Source organism: Paraburkholderia sp. SSBN10T, assembly GCF_056619545.1.
In genome coordinates, this window is record NZ_JBWQQI010000002.1 from 368777 (window position 1) to 390751 (window position 21975).

Annotated in this window: 21 protein-coding genes; 10 read left to right on the plus strand and 11 right to left on the minus strand. The window is 62.3% G+C overall.

Translation table 11 applies throughout. The annotated features are described in order from the left end of the window. Nucleotides 1-9: 9 nt before the first annotated feature. From AC1ECK_RS04245 to AC1ECK_RS04270, 6 genes are all read right to left on the minus strand, one after another. On the minus strand, nt 10-1227 hold the full coding sequence (locus AC1ECK_RS04245) for a DegT/DnrJ/EryC1/StrS family aminotransferase (protein WP_480316476.1): 1218 nt from the start codon (nt 1225-1227) through the stop codon (nt 10-12). A gap of 228 nt (nt 1228-1455) precedes the next feature. Further along, complete coding sequence (locus AC1ECK_RS04250) at nt 1456-2289, minus strand: hypothetical protein (RefSeq protein ID WP_480316186.1); 834 nt, start codon at nt 2287-2289, stop codon at nt 1456-1458. A gap of 22 nt (nt 2290-2311) precedes the next feature. Next, nucleotides 2312-5170 (minus strand): O-linked N-acetylglucosamine transferase family protein, encoded by a 2859-nt coding sequence (locus tag AC1ECK_RS04255; RefSeq protein WP_480316188.1) that lies wholly within the window; start codon nt 5168-5170, stop codon nt 2312-2314. Between the two features lie 335 nt (nt 5171-5505). Beyond that, nucleotides 5506-5826, minus strand: coding sequence for a flagellar protein FliT (gene fliT / locus AC1ECK_RS04260; protein ID WP_480316190.1), 321 nt, complete (start codon nt 5824-5826; stop codon nt 5506-5508). A gap of 15 nt (nt 5827-5841) precedes the next feature. After that, nucleotides 5842-7389, minus strand: coding sequence for a flagellar filament capping protein FliD (fliD, locus tag AC1ECK_RS04265; RefSeq protein WP_480316192.1), 1548 nt, complete (start codon nt 7387-7389; stop codon nt 5842-5844). Nucleotides 7390-7548: 159 nt separating this feature from the next. Further along, a complete protein-coding gene (locus AC1ECK_RS04270; protein ID WP_480316194.1) occupies nt 7549-9009 on the minus strand; it encodes a flagellin N-terminal helical domain-containing protein in 1461 nt (486 codons plus the stop codon). 280 nt (nt 9010-9289) lie between these two features. Between AC1ECK_RS04270 and AC1ECK_RS04275 the strand changes: the two genes are divergently transcribed. Further along, the gene (locus tag AC1ECK_RS04275) at nt 9290-10243 is read left to right on the plus strand and encodes an aldo/keto reductase (RefSeq protein ID WP_480316196.1); all 954 of its coding nucleotides are present in this window, start codon (nt 9290-9292) and stop codon (nt 10241-10243) included. Nucleotides 10244-10555: 312 nt separating this feature from the next. Then, complete coding sequence (rpsU, locus tag AC1ECK_RS04280; protein WP_074262890.1) at nt 10556-10768, plus strand: 30S ribosomal protein S21; 213 nt, start codon at nt 10556-10558, stop codon at nt 10766-10768. A 130-nt stretch (nt 10769-10898) separates the two neighbouring features. Here the strand turns inward: rpsU and AC1ECK_RS04285 are convergent, their stop codons facing one another. Both AC1ECK_RS04285 and AC1ECK_RS04290 read right to left on the minus strand, forming a co-directional pair. Continuing rightward, nucleotides 10899-11324 (minus strand): hypothetical protein, encoded by a 426-nt coding sequence (locus AC1ECK_RS04285; RefSeq protein ID WP_480316198.1) that lies wholly within the window; start codon nt 11322-11324, stop codon nt 10899-10901. A 301-nt stretch (nt 11325-11625) separates the two neighbouring features. After that, a complete protein-coding gene (locus AC1ECK_RS04290) occupies nt 11626-12222 on the minus strand; it encodes a DNA-3-methyladenine glycosylase I (protein WP_480316200.1) in 597 nt (198 codons plus the stop codon). Between the two features lie 175 nt (nt 12223-12397). Here AC1ECK_RS04290 and AC1ECK_RS04295 point away from each other — a divergent pair, with 175 nt between their 5' ends. Continuing rightward, entirely contained in the window at nt 12398-13288 is an 891-nt protein-coding gene (locus AC1ECK_RS04295) for a glucosamine kinase nucleotide-binding domain-containing protein (RefSeq protein ID WP_480316201.1), read from the plus strand. A 141-nt stretch (nt 13289-13429) separates the two neighbouring features. Further along, complete coding sequence (locus AC1ECK_RS04300) at nt 13430-14251, plus strand: Cof-type HAD-IIB family hydrolase (RefSeq protein WP_480316203.1); 822 nt, start codon at nt 13430-13432, stop codon at nt 14249-14251. Nucleotides 14252-14278: 27 nt separating this feature from the next. On the opposite strand, the gene AC1ECK_RS04305 is transcribed toward AC1ECK_RS04300, so the two are convergent. Both AC1ECK_RS04305 and aqpZ read right to left on the minus strand, forming a co-directional pair. Beyond that, a complete protein-coding gene (locus AC1ECK_RS04305) occupies nt 14279-14953 on the minus strand; it encodes a histidine phosphatase family protein (RefSeq protein ID WP_480316205.1) in 675 nt (224 codons plus the stop codon). A 169-nt stretch (nt 14954-15122) separates the two neighbouring features. Beyond that, entirely contained in the window at nt 15123-15866 is a 744-nt protein-coding gene (gene aqpZ, locus AC1ECK_RS04310) for an aquaporin Z (RefSeq protein WP_480316207.1), read from the minus strand. A 297-nt stretch (nt 15867-16163) separates the two neighbouring features. Here aqpZ and AC1ECK_RS04315 point away from each other — a divergent pair, with 297 nt between their 5' ends. Beyond that, the gene (locus tag AC1ECK_RS04315; RefSeq protein ID WP_480316209.1) at nt 16164-16466 is read left to right on the plus strand and encodes an H-NS histone family protein; all 303 of its coding nucleotides are present in this window, start codon (nt 16164-16166) and stop codon (nt 16464-16466) included. Nucleotides 16467-16702: 236 nt separating this feature from the next. On the opposite strand, the gene AC1ECK_RS04320 is transcribed toward AC1ECK_RS04315, so the two are convergent. Then, a complete protein-coding gene (locus AC1ECK_RS04320) occupies nt 16703-17782 on the minus strand; it encodes a glycosyltransferase family 4 protein (RefSeq protein WP_480316211.1) in 1080 nt (359 codons plus the stop codon). A gap of 705 nt (nt 17783-18487) precedes the next feature. Between AC1ECK_RS04320 and flhD the strand changes: the two genes are divergently transcribed. The 5 genes from flhD to AC1ECK_RS04345 all read left to right on the plus strand — a co-directional run bounded on the left by flhD (nt 18488) and on the right by AC1ECK_RS04345 (nt 21965). Then, entirely contained in the window at nt 18488-18808 is a 321-nt protein-coding gene (gene flhD, locus AC1ECK_RS04325; RefSeq protein ID WP_480316213.1) for a flagellar transcriptional regulator FlhD, read from the plus strand. 60 nt (nt 18809-18868) lie between these two features. Further along, nucleotides 18869-19432, plus strand: coding sequence for a flagellar transcriptional regulator FlhC (flhC, locus tag AC1ECK_RS04330; RefSeq protein ID WP_480316215.1), 564 nt, complete (start codon nt 18869-18871; stop codon nt 19430-19432). Nucleotides 19433-19613: 181 nt separating this feature from the next. Beyond that, nucleotides 19614-20474, plus strand: coding sequence for a flagellar motor stator protein MotA (gene motA, locus AC1ECK_RS04335; RefSeq protein ID WP_074301290.1), 861 nt, complete (start codon nt 19614-19616; stop codon nt 20472-20474). Nucleotides 20475-20498: 24 nt separating this feature from the next. Beyond that, nucleotides 20499-21506, plus strand: coding sequence for a flagellar motor protein MotB (motB, locus tag AC1ECK_RS04340; RefSeq protein ID WP_480316218.1), 1008 nt, complete (start codon nt 20499-20501; stop codon nt 21504-21506). 81 nt (nt 21507-21587) lie between these two features. Further along, nucleotides 21588-21965 (plus strand): response regulator, encoded by a 378-nt coding sequence (locus AC1ECK_RS04345; protein ID WP_480316220.1) that lies wholly within the window; start codon nt 21588-21590, stop codon nt 21963-21965. Nucleotides 21966-21975: the final 10 nt, after the last annotated feature.

The following is a 21975-nucleotide window of genomic DNA, read 5'->3' on the forward strand; positions in this document are numbered from 1 at the left end:
CGGGTTGGGTCAGGCGCATTCCAGAACGATTTCGATGATGCGGTTCTGTACGCTTTCTCCCATGGTCGGGAAGATTGGCAGACAGAGTACTTGCCGAGAGATGGCGCTGGCAACCGGCAGGTTGAGTGCATTGGACGAGGGCAGGCCGCGATAAGTCGGGAATTCGCTGATGAGCGGATAGAAATAGCGGCGTGCAGCGATCTGATTGGCGCGCAATTTCTCGTACAACGCATCGCGGCTCAAACCGAACTCGGGCGTGACGAGGAGCGGAAAATACGCGTAGTTCTTCGTACATTCCTCTGGCACCTCGTGCATCTCGAGCCCGCGTACGTGACGGAACGCCTCGCGGTAGCGCGCGTCGATTTCCGCCCGCTGCGCAAGCACATGATCCATATACTTCAGTTGCAAGACCCCGAACGCCGCCTGCACTTCGTTCATCTTGCCGTTGATGCCCGGGGCGACTACCGTCGTCTCATCAACAAAGCCGAAATTCTTCAGATTGTCGATGCGCCGCTTGGTCTTTTCGTCGCGCGAGATGATCGCGCCACCCTCGAAGGTATTGAAGACCTTGGTGCCGTGAAAGCTGAGCACCGACATATCGCCGTATTCGAGGATCGAGCGGTCGCGAATCCGTACGCCGAACGCGTGTGCGGCGTCGTAAATGACGCGCAGGCCGTAGGTATCGGCGATGGTCTCGATCCGTTCGACATCGCAAGGATTGGCGTAGACGTGCACCGGCAGCAGCGCGGTGGTTTGCGGCGTGATGGCCGCCTCGATCTTTTCCGGATCGAGATTCATGCTTTTCGGATCGATGTCCGCGAATACGGGTTTGATGCCGTTCCAGTGCAGAGCATGCGTCGTGGCTACGAAACTGAACGGCGTGGTAATCACTTCACCGGTGATCTTCAATGCCTGCAGCGCGGTGATCAAAGCGAGCGTGCCGTTCGAGAACAAGGACAGATGCTCGACGCCCAGGTAATCGCACAGTTGTTGTTCAAGCAGCCGGTGGAAGGGCCCGTTGTTGGTCACCCATTTGTTGTCCCAGATTTCCTGCAAATACGGCTGGAACTCTTCCAGGGGCGGCAGAAACGGCTGGGTAACAGGAATGAAGCCGCGTTGCGGGGGCGCTTTGGATATCTTCGAAGGCGCGGCCGACACAGGACGTGCGGGGATGTCGGGAGTTGTCGCTGCTTCGCACGGCTCGCTGTTGTCGAGCAAGAGATTCATGGCCATGAAGGGCACCGCCATTGGAGTTGCCCTTCGGGCGCGCGCGCCGGAGAGCTGGGAATATCGCCTTCGCCGGCAGGCGAAGGAGGGCTTTCTATAGTGTGTCCCCGGGACCGTCTGGATGATTGGTCAAATAAGCGGGTGGAAGCGCGCCAATTCGTCAAAATGGGCGCTGCTTCGGAGCGGTTTTAGTGGGGCACGCCCGCAGGCGCATCGTCCGGCGCCGAGCTACGTCTTGCCGCCCGCCGCCACAGACGCCTTCAACCGTTCGTTCACGCTATTGCGCAACTGCAGATACGCGGACACGTACTCGGGAAAGCCCGTCGCATTGGCGGCGTACTTCAGCGCGTCGAGCGCGACAAGATCCGCACCGAAACGACTCAGCGGTGCGCTTGCGGTCGGCAGCGTCATCGGATTGAAGTTGCGGATTTTCCACTTGGGCTGCGTACCGAGTATCAACGACGCGATGCGCTCGATGATGAACACCTTGGCCGGTGCGCGCTCCTGTTCATACTTCACTTCTGCGTTGAGCCGCAGGGCGAGTTCGGTGTCGCGTGCTTCGGCGGCCCTGAAGATGATCTCGCATTTTTGCAGCCACTGTTGCCAGAACGCAGGCTTCGCAATCAGATAATTGCAAAAGACGGTCTGCATGGAACTCATGAAGGTGGCGCCGACGTTCAGCTCCGGTGCGATCAGGCGCAGCGCGCCGCCAATCGCGTGTTCGATGCCCGGATGGCAGGCGGTGGCGTGCTCAAAGACGTTGGTGAAGAACGCGGCCTGATCGAAGTACAGCGAGAAGGTGATCACATCCACGTCGTCGGGCGTGGCATTCACAAACTCTCTCACCTGCGCCGACGTCAGTCCTGTCTTTTGCGTGAACTTCGGCGAAAAGAAGCCATAGCGCGCTTCCGGGTTCAGCGTGTTGTTGAGGAAGAACTGGCGCATCGGCCAGTATTCACGCCAGTCGGGGCGCTGTCCCGTGTTGTCGAGCGGGATGAAATCCGGAGCGATCAGCTTGCGCGTGTCGTCCGAATAGAAGATCTGGTAAATGTCGTTGTTCACGGATGGTCCGCATTGATGGGAGTTAGCCGGCTACGTCGAACGACTGCGCGGGCAGTCCTTCGCACCAGCGATGCCACATCGTGCGCAGCGCGCGGCTCATGCCGTCCGCGATCTTTTCCGGGCGGAACATCGGCGATTGCTCGCAGCGTTCGCGCATGGTGGAACGCAACTGGGCGAGCGCCGGCAAATCGGCGGCCAGAGCGGCCGCCTTGCGTACATAGTCGTCCTTGTCCTCGGCGATGAATTGCGTGAGGCCGACGTGCGACATCGCGGTGAAGCCGCTGCGGCCCGGTACGGTGTGAGCGGGCAGCGTCAGGGTCGGCACGCCCATCCACAGCGAGTGAAGCACGGTGGTGAGGCCCGAGAACGGGAAACTGTCGAGACAGATGTCGACATGGTGATGCTGTTGCAGGTACACCGCCACGCTCGAGCGAGCGCGGAAATCGAGTCGCTCGCGGACGATGCCTTCTTCAGCGAACCATTCGACCAGCTCGCCCAGCCCCCCGTCGCGTGGCATCGCGCCGATCAGCAGGCGCGAGTTCGGTACCTCGCGCAGCACCCGCGCCCACAGCGCGATGACGTCGCGCTGCAGCTTGTCGAGGCGGTTGAAACTGCCGAATGTGACGTAGCCGTGATGCAGCGCGGGCAACAGGTTGACCGGCGGGCACATCTTGTCGGCTTCGAACGGCGCCACGGCAGGCAGGTAGGCGATCTGCTCGGAGAACTGGCTGCTGAACTGTTCGGGCACCCAGAAACGGTCGGCGAAGAAATAGTCCACCGCGTCGAGACCCGTCGTCCCAGGATAGCCGATCCAGCTGGCCTGCAGCGGCGCTGGTTTGCCGGCCATGCAGCGCAGGCGGTTCTCCGCGGTGTGACCGGCCAGGTCGATCAGAATGTCGATGCCGTCCGCGCGAATCAGCTTGGCGACCGCTTCGTCCTGCATGCCGACGATGTGGTGCCAGCGGCCAAACAGACCGCGTAGCCGCGTCGTCGTTTCGTCGTCGATCTGCGTATTGGAGTAGGCGTGCAGCGACAGGCTGCTGTCGCGCGACAGGTGCATGAGAACCGGCTCGAAGAAGTTCGCCACCGCGTGGCGGCAGAAATCCCCCGAGATGAAGCCGACGCGCAGGGTCCGGCCCGGGTCGCGCGCATTGGCATGCGCCGGCCAGTTGGGCTTCAACGGTGTTTCGAAACGTTCGGCAAAACGGCGATGCTCGGTGAACAGTTCGGCCGGTGTGACGTTCTCGCTGTGCGTGAGACAGAAGGCCAGGTTGCTGTAGGCGAGGTCGCTGTCAGGATCGACTTCGATCGCGTAGCGGAATACCTCGGCGGCTTCGCTGAGCCGCCCCTGCTTCATCAGGACCACCCCGAGCGGGTTGCAGGTGATGCCGGACGCGCCGGCCAGCTCCAGCGCCGTCCGGCAGAGCCGTTCCGCTTCGTCGAAGCGCCCCGTCGACGACATGATGACGCCCATCACGCGGTGGGCTTCCGCGTACGTCGGCCGCAGTTCCATCCAGCGGCGGCAGAGCGCTTCGGCCGGCTCGTAGCGGCCTTTCGATGTCAGTATGCCGGTTGCCACCTGCAGCACGTCGGTATCGTCGGGATTCAGCTCGAGCGAGGTCCGCGCGTGCTGGAGCGCTTCGTCGTACTGCCCCGCTTTGTGCAGGGCGACCGAGAGTACCTTCCAGCCGAATCCATGCTCAGGAAAGCGTTGCGTGAATGCGCGCGCGGCCGCGAGGGCTTTTTCGACCCGCTGCGAGTTGTACAGCTCGGCCAGTTCACGCATCTGCTGCTCGGTCGGCACCGCCCGCGGAACCTTTTTCTTGACCGCCGGCGTCTTGTCGCCGTTGCCGGCCGGCTCGTCCGATAGCGCGATCTGCGGTGTTGCGGCGTCGTCCGGCTGCGCCGGCTGGGTCATCTTGAAAGTGGGCTCCGTCGACACCTTGGTCATGATGCCGATCAGCTTGTCGATCGAGGGACCGGCAAGGCCGCGTTGCTGCGCCATTTCGAGCGCAACCCAGGCTGCCTTCAGGCGGTCGGCCTGGAGCAGGCCGTCGATGTAGTTGGCCCAGTACTGCAACTGATTCGGATTGGCGCCCAGCGCTTTTTCCAGGTAGGGCAGCGAGGCCTCGGGCTGGCACAGCCTGATGGCGATCACGCCGAGCTTGTGGTTCGCGTCGGGATGCTCGGGGTAGGCCTCGAGTACGACCTGATAAAGCGACCCGGCCAATTGGTATTCGCCGCGGCTGTCCGCGGCGAGCCCGTCTCGCATCGCGTACGCAGCCTTCAGGTGGCGCTGCACCTCGGTGTCGTCATGCAGCAGGGCGGACGCGTTTTCGAGGGGGGCGATAGCGTTCGCAAGATCGCCGCGCCGCAGATGCGCGTAGGCCAGCGTTTTCCAGCCGAAGCCCTGGTTCGGCAGCACCTGCACCATCTGTTGCGCCAGCGCTTCGGCATTGTCGTGCAGATTGCGCGCCGACAAGGTCGCTATGGTTTCGATAAATTCGCTCGCCAGCGCGTCAAGCTCGCCAGGCGCAGGGTCTGCGGCCAGCGGCGCCGCTGCCGGGATCAGCACATGACCGTGTTGCAGCCCCAACTCGCAGGCGCGGCTCACTTCCTCAGTCTCTCCGAGCAGAACCAGGGCGTCGATGTAGCTTGACCAGAACTCGCGCCGCTCGGGCGATGACTCAACGGCCGCCTTCAGAAACGGCAGGCCCTCGGCCGGCTGTCCTTTCTGGAGCGTCAGCAAGCCGAAATTGTGGTTGGCCTCCGGGTGATCCGGCTCCAGCAGCAGTACGGCGCGATAAGCCTGCTCTGCCTCGGGGAGGCGCTGAGCCAGGTGGTGGTGTACGGCCTGCTGCAGTTCGACATCGGTGGTCATGTGTGTCCTTGAGTACCCGGACGAAGCGCGTCGGCGAGCCTCGCCCCGATCCGGGCGGGCTGGCGGCGGACGCAATATCCTTCAGGTAGTCTAGCGACGCGCGCCGCAGCCCATCGAGCGAGTAAAGGCCTGATTTCCCCCCATTTCGGTGCTCGCGCAAGTGCACCGGCGCCCGGGCGCAGACGAAAAAAAGCCCGCATGACGCGGGCTCGAGTCGAACGAGCGCGCCTTTGCTCCGGCGCGTTTTAGTTATTCTGGAAAGCTGGCGACAGCCTGTGCTCTGGTTCAGGCTATTGGGTTCGGACCGTTCGGTCTCCGCCAGAGGGGTGCGGTTATCAGAACATGGCGACGCGGTTGTACTGCTGCGCCGCGCGTGTGCTTTCCATCGCGGCCTGGAACTCCTTGGTCAGCTCCGCTTCGGTGACGCGGGCGTTGTCCATGAGGGCGCTGTCGATAGCCTGAATACGGCGGATCAACGCGAGTGCGGCCGGATCCTGTTGCGCTTCGATCGCATGTACCAGCGGCGAGCGCTCTTCGGCCAGACGCGCCGCCAGTTGCCAGTCGGAGAGCTGCCCGGCCTGGCTGATCGCCTCGGTCAGTTCCAGCACGCGCTGGATCAGTTGCGTCTGACCCGTTTCGTTGCGTTCTGCGGTCATATGCCAGGTCTCCCGTTATGACGAGTTCTTGGCCAACGCACCGGCGCTATAGGTACCGCCGAACAACTGGGTCAGGTACTGCGTATCGTTGTTGGTGGTTGCCATCAACGAGTTCAGTGCGGTGAACTGGTTGTTGTATTGCGACGTCAGTTGCTGTGTGTAGGCCGTCAGCGCGGTCGTCTGGGTCGTCACGTTCTTCAGGTCGTCGCTCAGCGCCGTGGTGCGCTGGTCGATGATGCCGCCAGTCTGCGTGAACACGCTGATACTGCTGTTCAACTGCTGACCAATGCCGTTGGTCAGGTTAAAGAGTGCCGATACCTGCGTTGGATTGTTTTGCAGCGCGGTGTTAAGCGTGTTCGTATCGACCGACAGCGTACCGTCCGAATTCAGCGTCACGCCGATCGACGACAGCGTCGCCGTGACGCCGGAGGCCTTGACGCTGCCGCTGACGATGCCCCCGAGCGCGGACTGGATGATATTGACCGTCGAGTCGCCGAGCAACGGACCGCCTTGCGAACCCGCAGTGGCGGCCGAGTTGAACGAGGTCAACGAACTGATGGTGCTCACGACCGTGTTGTAGTCGCTAACGAAGTTCTCGATGTCGGTCGCCTGAGTCGACGTATCGGATGCAACCGTAAGCGTCTGCGGCGACTTCCCGGTGGAATCCACCGCGGCCGAGGTGAGGTTGAGCGTCACGCCTTTCAGCACGCTGGTCACGGTGTTGGTGGAGCTTGTCGCGGACGTGCCGTTGACCGTGAATAAGGCGTCGAGCGCGGCTGAACTTTGTGTCCAGCCGGTTGCCGTGCTGATGGTCGACGTGCTGCCGGAGGTGGTGTCCGTCGCCGCCGTGGTCGTCACGGCGAGACTGTTCAGCGGCGACGTGGTCGAGGACGCATTGCTAACGCTGACGTTGATCGTGTTTGACGCGCCTGTCGCGGTCGAGCTGAGCACCAGGTGGGCGCCGTCGCTGCCGGTGACGACCGAGGCCGAGATGCCGGGGTTGCTATTCGACGAGTTGATCGCGGAGGCGACATCGGCGAGGGTGTCGTTCGACGACGTAATGTCGAGACTCATCGACTTGCTGCCGACCGCGACGGTCAGCGTACCGGTGCCCAGCGCTGCGGCGTCCGTCGAATTGAATGCTTTTGAGGTGATGCTTTGCGCCGACGCAATTTGCGACACGTCGACCGAATAGGTGCCGGCCACCGCTCCCGAGCCTGCTGTTGCGGTCAGTCCGGTGCCGCTGGCGGTCGCGGTAAACGACGTCAGCAAGGAACCGTTGGTGAGCGGGGAGAGACCGACCTGCAATTCGGACAAGGCTGCGGAAAGCTTGCCGATTGCGGAAATCTGGGTGTTGTCGTTGGTTGCTTCAGCGGTCAATGCGGCGGTCTGGCCTGCCGTTTTTGCGCTGACGAGAGCCGAGACAAGCGACGAAACGTCCAGTGAACTGTTACCCGTCGAGCCGCTGATGATGGACTGGGCTGCTTGCTGAAGCGCCGACTGGGCTGCGGCCTGGACTGAGGCGACCGATGCGCTTGAACTCGTTCCGGTAATCGTCGACATGTAAGGCTCCCTGCTTGCTGGACCGCGCGACTGAAGTGTCGTGACTGATGTGCCAGGTCCGGACGTGGTGACGGGAGGACGAGCCTCCCGGTGAAATAACTGCGCGGATGAACCGTGATACTACGCTACGGTTCATCCGCGTGACTGCTGGAGACTACCTTATTGCAGCAGCTTCAGAACTTGCTGCGGGTTCGAGTTCGCTTGAGCCAGCACCGAGATACCAGCTTGTTGCAGAACTTGCGCCTTGCTCAGGTTCGCGGTTTCCTGTGCGAAGTTCGCGTCGGTGATCTGCGATTGTGCGCTCGACAGGTCGGTCGACTCGGCTTGCTGCGACGTTGCGATACCGGTCATACGGTTTTGAGCCGCACCGAGCGTTGCCTGGATGTTGTTGATCGTCGTCAGTGCGTTGTCGATCGACTCCATCGCCAGGTTAGCACCAGCGGTGGTGCTGACGTCGATGTTCGCAACCGACGACGGCGTGTTGTTGTAGTTGATCAGGTTCAGCGACGTGGCACCCGTGGCGGCGCTAGCCGTGCTGACGCCCGATGCACCGATCGTGCTGGTCGGCGTGGTCGCGAAAGCGAGTGTGCCGGAGCTCGACGATGCTGCAAACAGGCCGCTTGCTGCGGAGCTGGACAACTGGTTGCCGTTCTGGTCGAGGTACTGGAAGCCGCCGCTGCCGTTCGATTCGACCGTGATCGACGTGATGGCGTTGGCCGTGCCCGCACTTGCGGCGAGGCCGGTCGTCGGGTTGAGGTTCAGACCCGACAGCGTGCCCAGCACCGTGCCCGACGTGGCGGTCGAGCCAAAGCCCGTTTCAGCGCTGTTGATCGAGCTCAGTTCGTTGGCGATGGTGAGACCGCCGCCGGAATTGACTGCGATGCCGTCGATACCGCTGCTCGTAGCCGTGATCGTGAACAGGGCAGCCGCTGCCGTGCTCGAAATCGCCTGGTTGTTCTGGTCCGTGAACGTGTAGCCGCCCGTACCGTTAGCCAGCACGTTGATCGAGGTGATCGCGCCCGTGCCGCCCGACGAGTTTGCCGCGCCGGTCGACGTCAGGTCGAGGCCGGTGATCGTGCCGACCGTGTTGCCAGCCTGCACCGGGCCGCTGCCGAGCGATGCTGCCGACACGCCTTGGCTCAGGTTGAGGCTGATCGTTTGGCCAACGCTTGCGCCAACTTGAACCGAAACTTGACCTGCCGTACCGTTCAGCAGGTTGATACCGTTGTACGTGGTTTGCGAAGCAAGACGGTTCACTTCAGCGACTTGCTGGGCAACTTCCTGTTGCAGCGCTGCCTGGTTGCTTGCGGACAGCGAACCGCCCGCGGCTTCGTTCGCCAGCGAACGGATGGTTTGCAGCGATTGCGTGATTTGCGACAGGCCCGTGCTGGCCGTCTGCACCATCGACACACCGTCGTTTGCGTTCGACACGCCTTGGTTCAGGCCGTTGATGGCCGTTTGCAGCGTGGTCGAAATTGCCAGGCCTGCTGCATCGTCCGCTGCGCTGTTGATGCGCTTGCCCGAGGACAGGCGGGTAATAGCTTGCGAGAGTGCGTTGCCGGAACTGTTCAGGTTTTCCTGAGCGGTCAGCGACGAGATATTACTGTTGATGCTGAGCATGAAAATCTCCCAAGAGGCTGTTGCCCTAAAGTTACTGCCACGTTGACATGGGCGGTGCACTCGTTCTTTGCTGGCCGCCTCTGAGCAGGATTTCGGCGCGGGAAAAAAAAACTTGAGGGACTTTGTTCAATTCGGACCCAATTGCTTTACTGCAAATTACCGGGATGGTTGCCCGAAAGGCCGCTTGAGCCGCCTGTTGGCCGGGTGTCCGGGTCGAGCGCAGAGCTTGAAAAGTCGGCGTATTCTTTTTGTCTCCAGAGTCGCATTTCTCGGAGAAATCATGCAAAGACGCAGGATTGGCAATTCTGAATTGCAGGTTGCACCGCTCATGTTCGGCGGCAATGTGTTCGGCTGGACCGCCGACGAGGCGACGTCGTTTGCGATCCTCGATGCGTTCGTCGACGTCGGTCTCAACTTCATCGACACCGCGGACGTTTACTCCGCCTGGGCGCCGGGCAACCAGGGCGGCGAGTCGGAAACCATTCTCGGCAAGTGGTTTCGGGCGAGCGGCAAGCGCGGACAGATCGTGCTGGCGACCAAGGTGGCCAAGCACCCGCAGCGCAAGGGGCTGTCCGCCGGCAATATCCAGGCGGCGGTGGAAGATTCGCTGCGCCGTTTGCAAACCGACTACATCGACGTGTATTTCTCGCACGAAGACGCGCTCGACACGCCGCTCGCCGAAACGCTCGGCGCCTATCAGCGCCTGATCGAGGCGGGCAAGGTGCGGGTGATCGGAGCGTCGAACTATAGCGGCGCGCGCATCCGCGAGGCGCTGGCGGTATCGCGGCAGCACGGCCTGCCCGAGTACCAGATCATTCAGCCCGAATACAATCTTTACGACCGCGAAGCCTATGAAACCGATCTCGAGCCGGTGTTGCAGGCCGAGCATCTGAGCGCGGTGGTGTATTACAGCCTTGCAAGTGGCTTTCTGTCAGGTAAGTACCGTTCGCCGGCGGATCTGGCGAAGAGCGCGCGCGGCAGCCGCGTCGAAAAATACCTGAACGAGCGCGGTACGCGGATTCTCAAGGCACTCGACACGGTCGCCGACCAGCACGGCAGCACGCCCGCCACCGTGGCGCTGGCGTGGCTGATCGCACGGCCGAGCGTCACGGCGCCGATCGCCAGCGCGACCTCGGTCGCGCAACTCGAGAGCCTCGCTGCGTCCGTACACCTGATGCTGACCGGCGCCGACATGCGTCTGCTGGGTGACGCAAGTGCCTGGCGGAATGGCTAAAATGGTGGTAGGCACGGTATTTTCCTGATATTATCGGGAGTGAATTGAGATCTTTGCCTGTTTCGTCCGCTTTCGGGCGGATGAAACGGTAACAGACGCGGCGCTTGTGATGTGCGTCTGGCCGCGTTAAGCGGTGAACTCCCCACCTCTCTTTTCCGGCCTCCGTGGCCGCTTGCCTCACGCTTCGTGCATGGTTTCGTTTTCCTGTTATTGGCCATGAAATCGAAGCGACCGGAGGGCCGGCGCGTGAGCGGCGCATTTTCTTGTGTCGCCACGCAATTACCCGTATCCAGCGATTTAGTTAGGAATTACATGACGACGATTCTTCTGAAGGAAAACGAGCCGTTCGAAGTGGCGATCCGCCGCTTTCGTCGCGCAATCGAAAAGAACGGCCTGATCGCAGAACTGCGTGAACGCCAATCGTACGAAAAGCCGACGACGGCTCGCAAGCGTAAGAAAGCTGCTGCTGTGAAGCGCCTGCACAAGCGCCTGCGCAGCCAGCAACTGCCGAAAAAGCTGCACTAAGCACGCTTTTCAAGCACAGCCGAACGGCGGTGTGAGCTTCGTAAGAAGCCACACCGCCGTTTTGCATTCTGCGGGGAAAATTGGTGCGATGTCAGGCAGCGCGGTAACGGTGGTGGTAAAGGGGCAGCGATCAGGCTGCGTCCTTGATCTGCGCCGTGGACAGTCCGAACTGGCGGGCGATCGACACCAGCCGCTCCTGCCATTCCCACGTGCCGAACACGTCGTGCACGTTTTGCAGGCAGCTAAGCAGATCGACCGTGGCCGGATCGTAGATATTGATGCGGGCGCGCAGCAGGGCTTTCTTCAGCGCGGCAATGCCGACATCCATATAGGCGGGCACTTCGGCCGGCGCCTTACCTACGTAGCGCACCGGAACACCTTCCATCGCCGTCATATAGTCGCGCGGCTTGATGAAGCTGCCGACCGGGCAGCCGCCGCAGTAACCCCGGTAGGCGCCGCCGCCGCGTGGCAGCAGGGCGGTCCGTCCCTGGCTGTCGAGGTGGCTGACGGCCCGGTTGAATATCTCCTGATGCGTCAGGAAGTTTTGACTTTTCATGGTGCTTCTCCCCTGCGCCGTGCGTGCAGCGGTTCTTTCATGGGTTATTCGAGTGCATCGGCTGTCCCTTCAATCGTTATAACGACTGAAATCGGTAAAAACGCAGCAGTGCTTTTCCGTAGCGCGCAATTTTGACACGGCGAAGCGGTGCATGCAGCTTGCTGGCCTCCGGCAAAGCCACGTGGGATAAGGCTTCCGCCTGCCGCCACGGGCCCGCTCGGGACTTTCCCGCAGACACCGAATTTCGCTTCCGAAGTGTGGTGAAAACCACACTGGCTGGCCGGCGTTTCGCGGTACTTCTTCAGCCCGCCTTCCGGCTGCGGCCCTTTTTGCCGAGCGCGGCGCAGCGTGCGCGACAGTCGCAATCGGCCTGATGGTCGTTGACCATGCCCACCGCCTGCATGAACGCGTAGCAGATGGTGGTACCGACGAACTTGCAGCCATAACGCTTGAGCCCTTTACTGAGCGCGTCCGAGATTTCGGTCGAGGCCGGCGCGTGCTGGTAAGAGCTCCAGTCGTTCTGGAGCGGCGTCTGGTCCACGAATGACCAGACGAAATTGGCGAGCGATCCGTGCTCCGCCTGAATCTGTTGCACGGCGCGCGCGTTGGTGATGGCCGCTTCAATCTTGCCGCGGTGGCGCACGATGGACTCGTCGAGCACGAGGGCATCCACGTGCTTCGGCGTGAAGCGGGCGACCTTGTCGATCTCGAAGCCGGCGAACGCCCGGCGATAGCCGGCGCGCTTGTTCAGGATGGTCGACCAGGACAACCCCGCCTGCGCGCCCTCCAGTATGAGCATTTCGAAGAGGTGCTGGTCGTCGCGCGAGGGCACGCCCCACTCGGTGTCGTGATAGTGTGCGAGCGCTTCGCTCGATACCCAGCTGCATCTCTGTGTCACGTTGCGGCTCCTGCGTGGTCATGTGTCGAAGGCCCGGTCCGTCCGGGCTTTGCCAGCATATCGGAATGCTCGTAAGCCGCAACTAGGCCGTTCGGCCAGTTGCCGGATCGAAACGGACCTGCCACGCTATGCGGCAATCCCTGTACGGCAACTCCTCTCTACTTACTCTTCTCCGATGAACACAGACCTCTTTCTGATCGGCATCGACGGCGGCGGCACCGGCACCCGGGTCGTGCTCGGCGACGCGCACGGCCGCGAACTGGCGCAGGCGGCGAGCGGTCCGTCAGGGCTTGGCCTTGGCGTGGAGCGGGCGTGGCAGGCCATTCAAACGGGCTGCGGCGAAGCGTTCAAGCTGGCCGGCATCGAACCGCAATGGGAGCGTTGCGTGCTCGGTTGCGGCCTCGCCGGGGTCAACAACCGCGACTGGCTCGCCGCGTTTCGGGCTCAGGCGCCCCGGCTGACGGGACTCGCGGTGGAGAGCGACGCCTACACGACGCTGCTCGGCGCGCACGGCGGCGCCCATGGGGTGATCGTGGCGCTCGGCACTGGCAGCATCGCGGCGGCTGCAGACGGCGCGGGGGAGTGCCGGATCGCCGGCGGTTTCGGCTTCCCCTCGGGCGACGAGGCCAGCGGCGCGTGGCTCGGCTTGCGTGCGGTCGTGCACGCGCAGCAGGCGCTCGACGGCCGCGCTTCTCTCGACGAGTTCGCCACGGCGTTGCTCGAGCGGGTGGGCGCGTCGGACCGCGATAGCCTGGTCGTGTGGTTGTGCTCGGCCAATCAGACGGCTTACGCGAGCCTCGCGCCGGTCGTGCTTGCACACGCCAGCCATCCGTTCGCCGCACACCTGCTCGCCAAAGCGGGTGTGGAAATCGGCAAGATCATCGAGGCCCTCGATCCATCGGCACAGTTGCCGGTCGCCCTGTGCGGCGGTCTCGGCGGACCGTTGCGCAACTATGTGCCGCAACGCTTCCAGGCGCGGCTGCGTGCACCGCTGGCCGATTCCGCGCATGGCGCGCTGCAACTAGCGTTGCAGGAGGCTGCGCGGCTCGGGGTGAAACCGGCGTGACAGCGCAGCTAAATTGCAGGCGCATCTTGATCCGCTGAAATCGGGACTCCGTCGGCGGCTCCGAAATCGAAGCGAAAGCATCGAGCGAAACTCCCGGCGACGCTAAAATACGCCCTTTGACGCTGCCGGGCCGCCTCCATCATGTACAAAGTCATCGCCACCGATCTCGACGGCACCTTGCTCAACGGCGACCATCAGGTCGATCCGTTTACCGTCGCCACGGTGCGCCGGCTGGAAGCCGAGGGGCTGCAGTTCATCATCGCGACCGGCCGGCACTACCGCGACGTGGCGGGCATTCGCGATCTGCTGGGCGTGCGCGCCTATCTGATCACGTCGAACGGTGCACGCGTACACGCGCCCGACGACACCATGATCTATGCCGACGATCTGCCGCCTGCCGCCGTGCACCGCCTGGTGCAGCCGGAAATCGCCGGTGCGCACGGCCGGGTGATAGTCAACCTGTTTGCCGATCAGGAGTGGCTGATCGACCGGCATGCGCCGGAGCTGCTGCGTCTGCATCAGGACTCGGGCTTTAGCTACGAGGTGACGGACCTGCGTCAGCACGACGGCGCCGGCATTGCGAAGGCGTTGTATATCGGCGAACCCGCCGACCTGGCGCCGGTCGCGGCGAACCTGCAACGCGAGTTCGGCGACGCGCTATACGTCACCTACTCGCTGCCGGACTGTCTGGAGGTCATGACCTCGAACGTCTCGAAGGGCCGCGCGCTGAAGTTCGTGCTGGACCGGCTGGGCGTGGAAACGGCCCGCTGTGTTGCCTTCGGCGACAACATGAACGATATCGATCTGCTCGAAACCGCTGGCCATCCGTTCATGATGAACAACGCCAATCCCGATCTGATCAAGCGTTTGCCGAATGTGCCGCGAATCGGCAACAACTTCGAAGCGGGCGTCGCGCATCACTTGCGCAAGCTGTTCGCGCTGGATGACGAACTCACGTCGTGACGCGCCAGTGACGACCTGAACCGCCGCCTACTGCGCTGCGCCGGAAGCCGCAGCCGGCGGTAGCGTCGCGCAAGGGCAATCCGCCGACCGGCCGTTCAGGCCTTCCGTGCTGTGTTCGAACGTCGCGCGTGGCGTGCCGCCGCGCCAGTCGAGCTTGACGATATAGATGCTGTCGAAGTCGTCGTTATGCCATTTGGGTACGTCGCCGGCGCTGCCGCCGTGGGTGCTCACGATCTGCCGCACCAGCTTTTCGATCAGCTTGTGCTCCCATGCCAACACGACCAGCTTGTTGCGATACGCGGGATCGAGCAGCGCACTGCCGAGCTTGTCGATCTGCGCGTAGCCGTACGGCGTTTGCACCGGCATCTGGAACTGGATGGCGGTCGGCTCGATAGTCGCCAGCGGCCGCACATAGTAGTAAGGCTTTCCGCCGTCGTTCTTTCGCTGGCCGGGATCGGGCGCGAAGATCGCATCGGGCTTGCCGAACTTGGCCGCGATTACCGCGGGCAGCGCCAGCGAGCGGTTGAGGCCTTGGCAATCAAGTTGCCCGAAGCCTTGAGCCGGCTTCTCGCCGTGACGGACAAACACCAGGGTCTCGACCTGGCTGTCAGCCGCTTGCGCTGTGGCGGGCAGCATGGCGCCGCCGCATGAAGCGGCGAGCCAGAGCGCGACGCCGCGCAGGTAACGGCGGGAACGGATCATCGGGAGCCTCTTTGCGAGCCGTGTGAAAGTCGGACGATTCTAGCAGCGGCTTGGCGTCTGGCAGCGAATCGGTCGCACCCAACGCCAGTTCGAATGCAGCGCTACACATCGGCGCAAATGCAAAGCGGGCGCCGCAGCGCCCGCTTTGCAGAGCCTGTCTCGCAGCCCGTCAGTCGGCCAGCGCGGCGCGCGAGTCGAGCGGTTCGCGGTCTGCCGCGATAGCGGGATAGACGAGGCCGGCAATCACTGCGCCGAGGATCGGGGCGACCCAGAACAGCCAGAGCTGGTCGATCGCCGCACCGCCGACGAACAGCGCCGGACCGGTGGAGCGCGCCGGATTGACCGAGGTGTTCGTCACCGGAATCGAGATCAGGTGAATCAGCGTCAGGCACAGGCCGATGGCGATAGGCGCGAAGCCGGCCGGCGCGCGCTTGTCGGTCGAGCCGAGAATGACGAACAGGAAGAACGCGGTCATCACCACTTCGCAGATGAAGGCGGCCATCAGCGAGTAGTGGCCGGGCGAGCGGTCGCCGTAGCCGTTGCTGGCGAAGCCGCTCGCCACCAGGTCGAAGCCCGGCTTGCCGCTCGCGATCAGCGACAGCACGAACGCGCCGAGCACCGCGCCGATCACCTGGGCGACGATGTACGGCACGAGGTCGCGCGCCGGAAAGCGGCCTGCGACGGTCAGCCCGACGCTCACGGCCGGATTCAGGTGGCAGCCCGAGATATGGCCGATTGCATACGCCATGGTCAGCACGGTGAGGCCGAAAGCGAACGCAACACCCACGAAACCGATGCCCAGCCCATGCACCGGGCCGGCGAAGTTGGCGGCGAGGACGGCGCTGCCGCAGCCCCCGAGGACAAGCCAGAAGGTGCCGAACAGCTCGGCAGCGAGGCGCTTTGACAACTGCATGGTGTGGAATCCTAAAAAGTTTGACTTGCTGGAGGCGGTACCGGGCGAATTCAGTTATCCACCTTCGAGCGCGGAATTTTAGGCAAATATTGACGAACCGGGTGTCAAGAATTGTCAATCGTCCGGCGTGTGGGCTGAATTGTTTCTCGATAAAGAACAAGCCGATTTAACAATTCATCAATCGATAATAAATTTATCAGACGATATCTCGAATTGTGAGTATTACTGTCCATTGCGAAATTCGCTAATTGCAGCTAGTCTCCGTGACAATGCGTTCTACAAAAAGGGAGAACTGAAATGTCGCAATATGCTGAACTTAAGGCGCAGATCGCCAAATTGCAGGCTCAGGCGGACGAAGCGCGGCGTACCGAACTCGACAATGTCATCGAAGAGATTCGCGGCAAGATCGCCGAGTATGGTTTGACGGCTCAGGATCTGGGTTTCGCGGTGGCCGCCCGGCGCGGACGCCCGCCCAAGAAGGCGCCGTTGCCGCCGAAGTATCAGGATCCGAAGTCGGGCAATACGTGGAGTGGCCGCGGCAAGCCGCCCAAATGGATCGCCGGCAAGAACCGCGAGCGCTTTCTCATCGAACACGTTTAGTCGCGGCTGGCGTTTTTCGCCACGAAAGCTTCCTGACGGTCGGTGCCATTCGGGAGGCTTTATCGTTCCTAATATGTATCGAATTTGTGGCGGAATTGGACGGTAAAAAGCCACCTCTGGGAGGTGGCTTTTTAGAAGAAGGCCGGTTTATCTGTGCGGTTCCGCTCGCGCAAACGATTCACATGGCGCTTTTCGACGCATTTTGGGCGCAATTAGCCGGCCGAGGGCAGGCAAACTTAACCCGCCGCCACCCGGCGCAAGAGCGGGCGGCCTTCCGCGGGGCGGCCCTCCGCTTCGATCAGCGCGGTATAGCCGTCCAGATAGTTCTGCGCCATGGTTTTCGCACTGAAACGGCGTTCGAACTGGGCGCGGATTTCCGTGCGCGACAGTTCGTCCAAGCGCTGCAGCGCGGCTACCGCCCCTTGCACGTCTTCGACCACGAAGCCCGTCACACCGTGATCGATCACCTCGGGCACCGAGCCGCGGTTGAAGGCAATCACCGGCGTGCCGCAAGCCATCGATTCGATCATCACGAGGCCAAACGGCTCCGACCAGTCGATCGGAAACAGCAGTGCCTTGGCTCCCGAGAGGAATTCCGGCTTCTGCGCTTCGTTGATCTCGCCGACGAATTCGACGTGCGCCTGTGACAGCAGCGGTTCGATCTCCGTCTTGAAGTATTCCTGGTCGACCTTGTCCACCTTGGCGGCGATCTTCAGCGGCAGACCGCTTTGTGCAGCGATCCTGATGGCTGTATCGACGCGCTTCTCCGGACAGATACGGCCGAGGAACGCCAGATATTCGGGCTTCTTGTGCGGCTGCGGCGTGAGCAACCGCTCGGGCAGGCCGTGATAGATGGTGTCGAGCCAGTTGGCCTGCTTGAGCGGCAGACGCTGCGAATCGGAGATCGACACCACCGGCACTTGCGAGAACGTGTCGAACACCGGCTGCAGCTCGGGCAGGTCGAGACGCCCATGCAGCGTGGTGACGAACGGCGTGTCGAGCGTGGAGAACAGCGGGAACGGCAAGTAGTCGAGGTGAAAGTGCAGCACGTCGAATTCATGAGCGATGCTGCGCACCTTTTCCAGCAGCAGGATGTGCGGAGCCATCGCGTCGCGCACGGTCGGGTCGAGACGCAGCGCGCGCGGCCAGGAGGCCTCGAGTTTGGCCGAGGTGACCGAGTCGCCGCTGGCGAACAGCGTCACGTCGTGGCCGAGTTCGACCAGCGCCTCCGTCAGGTAGGACACTACCCGTTCGGTGCCGCCATAGAATTTCGGCGGCACGGCTTCGTATAAAGGCGCAATTTGTGCGATTCGCATGCGTACTCTCCTTTTTCGACCGGAGTTAGCGCATTAGCTCTTACTCCTGCCCTATGCAACATGGTTGCGGTAGCGGCTTCGCACAACGGCGCCCGGGTCGAGCGAGGGGCGAATGCCTTGCGGACGGTTGGGCGCGGTAGGCTGCCGCCCGGAGGTCACCCGACCCTGCATCGGGTCATCCCTGAAGGCCATTATCGGGATCGCGCGGTGCAATTCGAGTTATTTTTCAAACGCTTAATGTTGTTACAGCGCGATACATGATGCGTAACAGGTCGTGCCGGGCCGCTCCACGGCTGGCAGCCGCCCGAGCAGCAAACACTGTGCCGCGCCCGGCGGCTTCGGGCGCCAGACAATCCAATGCGTCGCGCATAGCCAGGGTTTGTTGCGCTAGCATGAAAAACATCTATAATTCGCTCGCCTGGATCAAAGGTGCGTAAAATAGATCAAGATCACGCACCGATCGATCCCCCAAAAGCGCCTCCCTTCTTTCACTCCCCTTTCGATCTCTGTTTTGTAGGAAAAACTCCTACAAGATATATGGAGCATTCCGTCAGTCTGACGGGGTGTCTGTCCGATTTCCGTTCGCTTTTCCTTTCGACACAATGCTGGCAAGACCATAAACGGGCCGTTCGTGCGTTTGTAGCGCGCGCGTTCGAGCAAACGTTTCCGCAACGGCCTGACCAGCCAGATCGACTCGGGGGAATCATGAGCACCACTAGTGAAATGCTCAACGAGATAAGAGAAGTGAACCTTTCTTATCTCCTGCTCGCTCAGCGTCTGCTGCGTGAAGATAAGCCCATGGGCATGTTCCGCATGGGCATTTCGGATCAGTTGGCCGATGTGATTGCGAATCTGTCGTTGGCGCAGACCGTCAAGCTGGCCGCGTCCAGCCAGGTTCTATGCCGCTTCCGCTTCGACGACCATGCCGTTCTGTCGACGCTTGCCGACAAGGGCAAGACCAGCGCCATTGCTCAGGCGCATTCCGCGATCCTGATGGCTAGCCAGCCCGTCGAGCAGGTCGGCTGATGCCGGCACTCCACGGCAGCAACACCGACCAGCAACACCAGGACGCGGGAAGCCGAGCGGATGGCCACTAAAAGCGTAGTACTCGAAGTCAGGGAAATTACCCTGGCGATCGAACTGATCGAACTCGGCGCGCGTTTGCAATTGCTCGAGGCCGAGACCAGCCTGTCACGCGACCGGCTCATCAAGCTGTACAAGGAACTGAAAGGGGTGTCGCCACCCAAGGGCATGCTGCCGTTCTCCACGGACTGGTTCATGACCTGGCAGCCGAATTTTCATTCGTCGCTGTTCTATAACATTTACCGCTTCATGGCGGACCACGGCGGTTGCGAGACGATCCAGTCGATCGTCAAGAGCTACCGGCTGTATCTGGAACACGTCCAGTTGCACGACGATGAACCGGTGCTGAGCCTGACCCGTGCGTGGACGCTGGTGCGCTTTTTCGACTCCGGCATGCTGCAGATGACATCGTGCTGCCGCTGTAGCGGGCATTTTGTCGCACACGCGCATGATCCTCAGCATGGATTTGTCTGCGGATTGTGTCAGCCGCCGTCCCGCGCAGGTAAGACAAAGAAAGTTGCCGAAGCCAAGGTGCGCGCGAGCCAGCTCGCCGAACTGGAACTTTGAGCCGGGGCGCGGGCAGCCCCGCCCCGCTTGCATCGCAGCCCGGGCACCCGGCCCGGCTCCAGCGCATCCCTCCTGTGGTTTACACCGCCTCGCGATCTCGCTTTTACGCCAAAGTTTTCCGCCTGGTTGCCGTAAACCAGATTAACGACGGTAACCGTCGCTTCCTTGTGAGGGCTCGGCTGTGCTGATTTTCGTGGGAACACTCGTGACGCTGTTGTCCGTTTTCGGCGGTTATGCGCTGGAAGGCGGTCATTTGGGCGCGCTGCTTCAGCCAGTCGAACTGCTGATGATCGGAGGCGCAGGGGTAGGCGCATTCGTTCTCGGCAACGGGATGAAAACGATCAAGGCGACGCTGGGCGTGCTTCCGACCCTTTTCAAGGGATCCAAGTACAACAAGGACGTCTACATGGAGTTGATGGCGCTCCTCTACGTCCTGCTGGCGAAAGCGCGCAAGGAAGGCACGCTGACGCTCGAAGCCGATATCGACGATCCGTCGAAGAGCCCGATCTTCACGCAGTACCCGAAGATCCTCGCCGACAAGCACATCATCGAGTTCCTGACCGACTACCTGCGTCTGATGGTGGGCGGCAACATGAACGCGTTCGAAATCGAAAGCCTGATGGACGAGGAAATCGAAACCCATCACACCGAAGGCGAAGCGCCGGCGCATGCGCTGGCCAAGGTCGGCGACGCGATGCCGGCGTTCGGGATTGTCGCGGCGGTGATGGGCGTGGTGCACACCATGGCGTCGGCCGACAAGCCGCCCGCCGTGCTCGGCGAGATGATCGCCCAGGCGCTGGTCGGCACCTTCCTCGGCATTCTGCTTTCGTACGGTCTGATCGGGCCGCTGTCGAGCGTCGCGGAACAGCGCGTCGCCGAGTCGACCAAGATGTTCCAGTGCATCAAGGTGACGATTCTCGCGAGCCTGAATGGCTACGCGCCGGCGATCGCCGTCGAATTCGGCCGCAAGGTGCTCTTCTCGACTGAACGCCCGTCGTTCAGCGAGCTGGAAGAGCATGTGCGCCGCGTGAAAGCCAAGTAACCGCGCGGGCCAGGAACTGATTCGATGAGCAAGGACAAAGACCGCGCAATCGTCGTCAAGCGCTCCGCACCGAAGAAGGCGGGCCATCATGGCGGCGCCTGGAAGCTCGCGTATGCGGACTTCATGACCGCGATGATGGCGTTCTTCCTGCTGATGTGGCTGCTCAGCTCGGCTTCGACCGTGCAGTTGAAGGGCATTGCCGATTACTTCAACCAGCCGCTCAAGATCACGCTGTGGGGCGGCGACCGGAGCGCGGAAGATTCGAGCATCCTGAAGGGCGGCGGCCGCGATATTTCGACCGACCAGCAAGGCATCACGCGTCAGAGCGACGGCTCGACGATCCGCGCCGACCACACCATGGCGCATAACGACGACGAGTCGGTGAACCAGACCCGGGGACAGCTCGAGCGGCTGGAGCAGGTCCGCCTGCACGACCTGCAGGTCAAGCTGATGGCGGCGATCGAAGCCAATCCGGTGTTGCGCCAGTTCAAGCAGCAGATCCGCATCGACTCGACCCTGGAGGGGCTGCGCATCGAGATCGTGGACTCGCAGAAGCGGCCGATGTTCGCCACCGCGAATGACGAAGTGGAGCCGTACATGCGCGACATTCTGCGCGCCATCGGCAACACGCTGAACGATGTGCCGAACCGCATCATCGTGCAAGGACACACCGACGCCGTGCAATACGCCGGCGGCGAGAAGGGATACAGCAACTGGGAACTGTCGGCGGACCGCGCGAACGCATCGCGTCGCGAGCTGATTGCGGGCGGGATGGACGAAGCGAAGGTGATGCGCGTGCTAGGCCTCGCGTCGACGCAGAACCTGAACAAGGCCGATCCGCTCGATCCGGAAAACCGCCGCATCAGCATCATCGTGCTGAACAAGAGGTCGGAGGACGCGTTGGAGCACGACGACTCCACCACGACCACCTTGTCCGACGATGCAGCCGGTTCCGCGCAGCCGCCCTTGCTGCAACAGATTACGCAACCGGCGACGGTTGCACCCAAGGCGCCCAGCGTGGCGCCGCATTGAAGGACACGATGGCCTGAGCCGCGTCGCCGTCCATCCGGCGCGCGGTCCCAGGCGATCCATAGTGAGCGCAGCGAGGTTTTAATGATCAGGCACATTCTGGCAATCGACGACTCGGCAGCGATGCGGCAGATTCTCGCCGCCACGCTGACGACAGCCGGCTATCAGGTGACGCTCGCGGCCGACGGAGACGAGGGCTTGGAGAATGCGCTCGCGATGCCGTTCGACCTCGTGCTGACGGACCAGCACATGCCGGGCAAGACCGGCCTGGATCTGATCACCGCGTTGCGCGGCAACCCGGCTTACCAGGTGACGCCAATCCTCGTCCTCACGACGGAATCCGGCGAGCCTTTCAAGGCGGCGGCGCGGGCGGCGGGGGCGACTGGCTGGATCGAAAAGCCGCTCGACCCCGACATGCTGACCGAACTGGTCGCGGCGCTGGCCGAGTCCGGCGACGACTGAGCCCACTCAC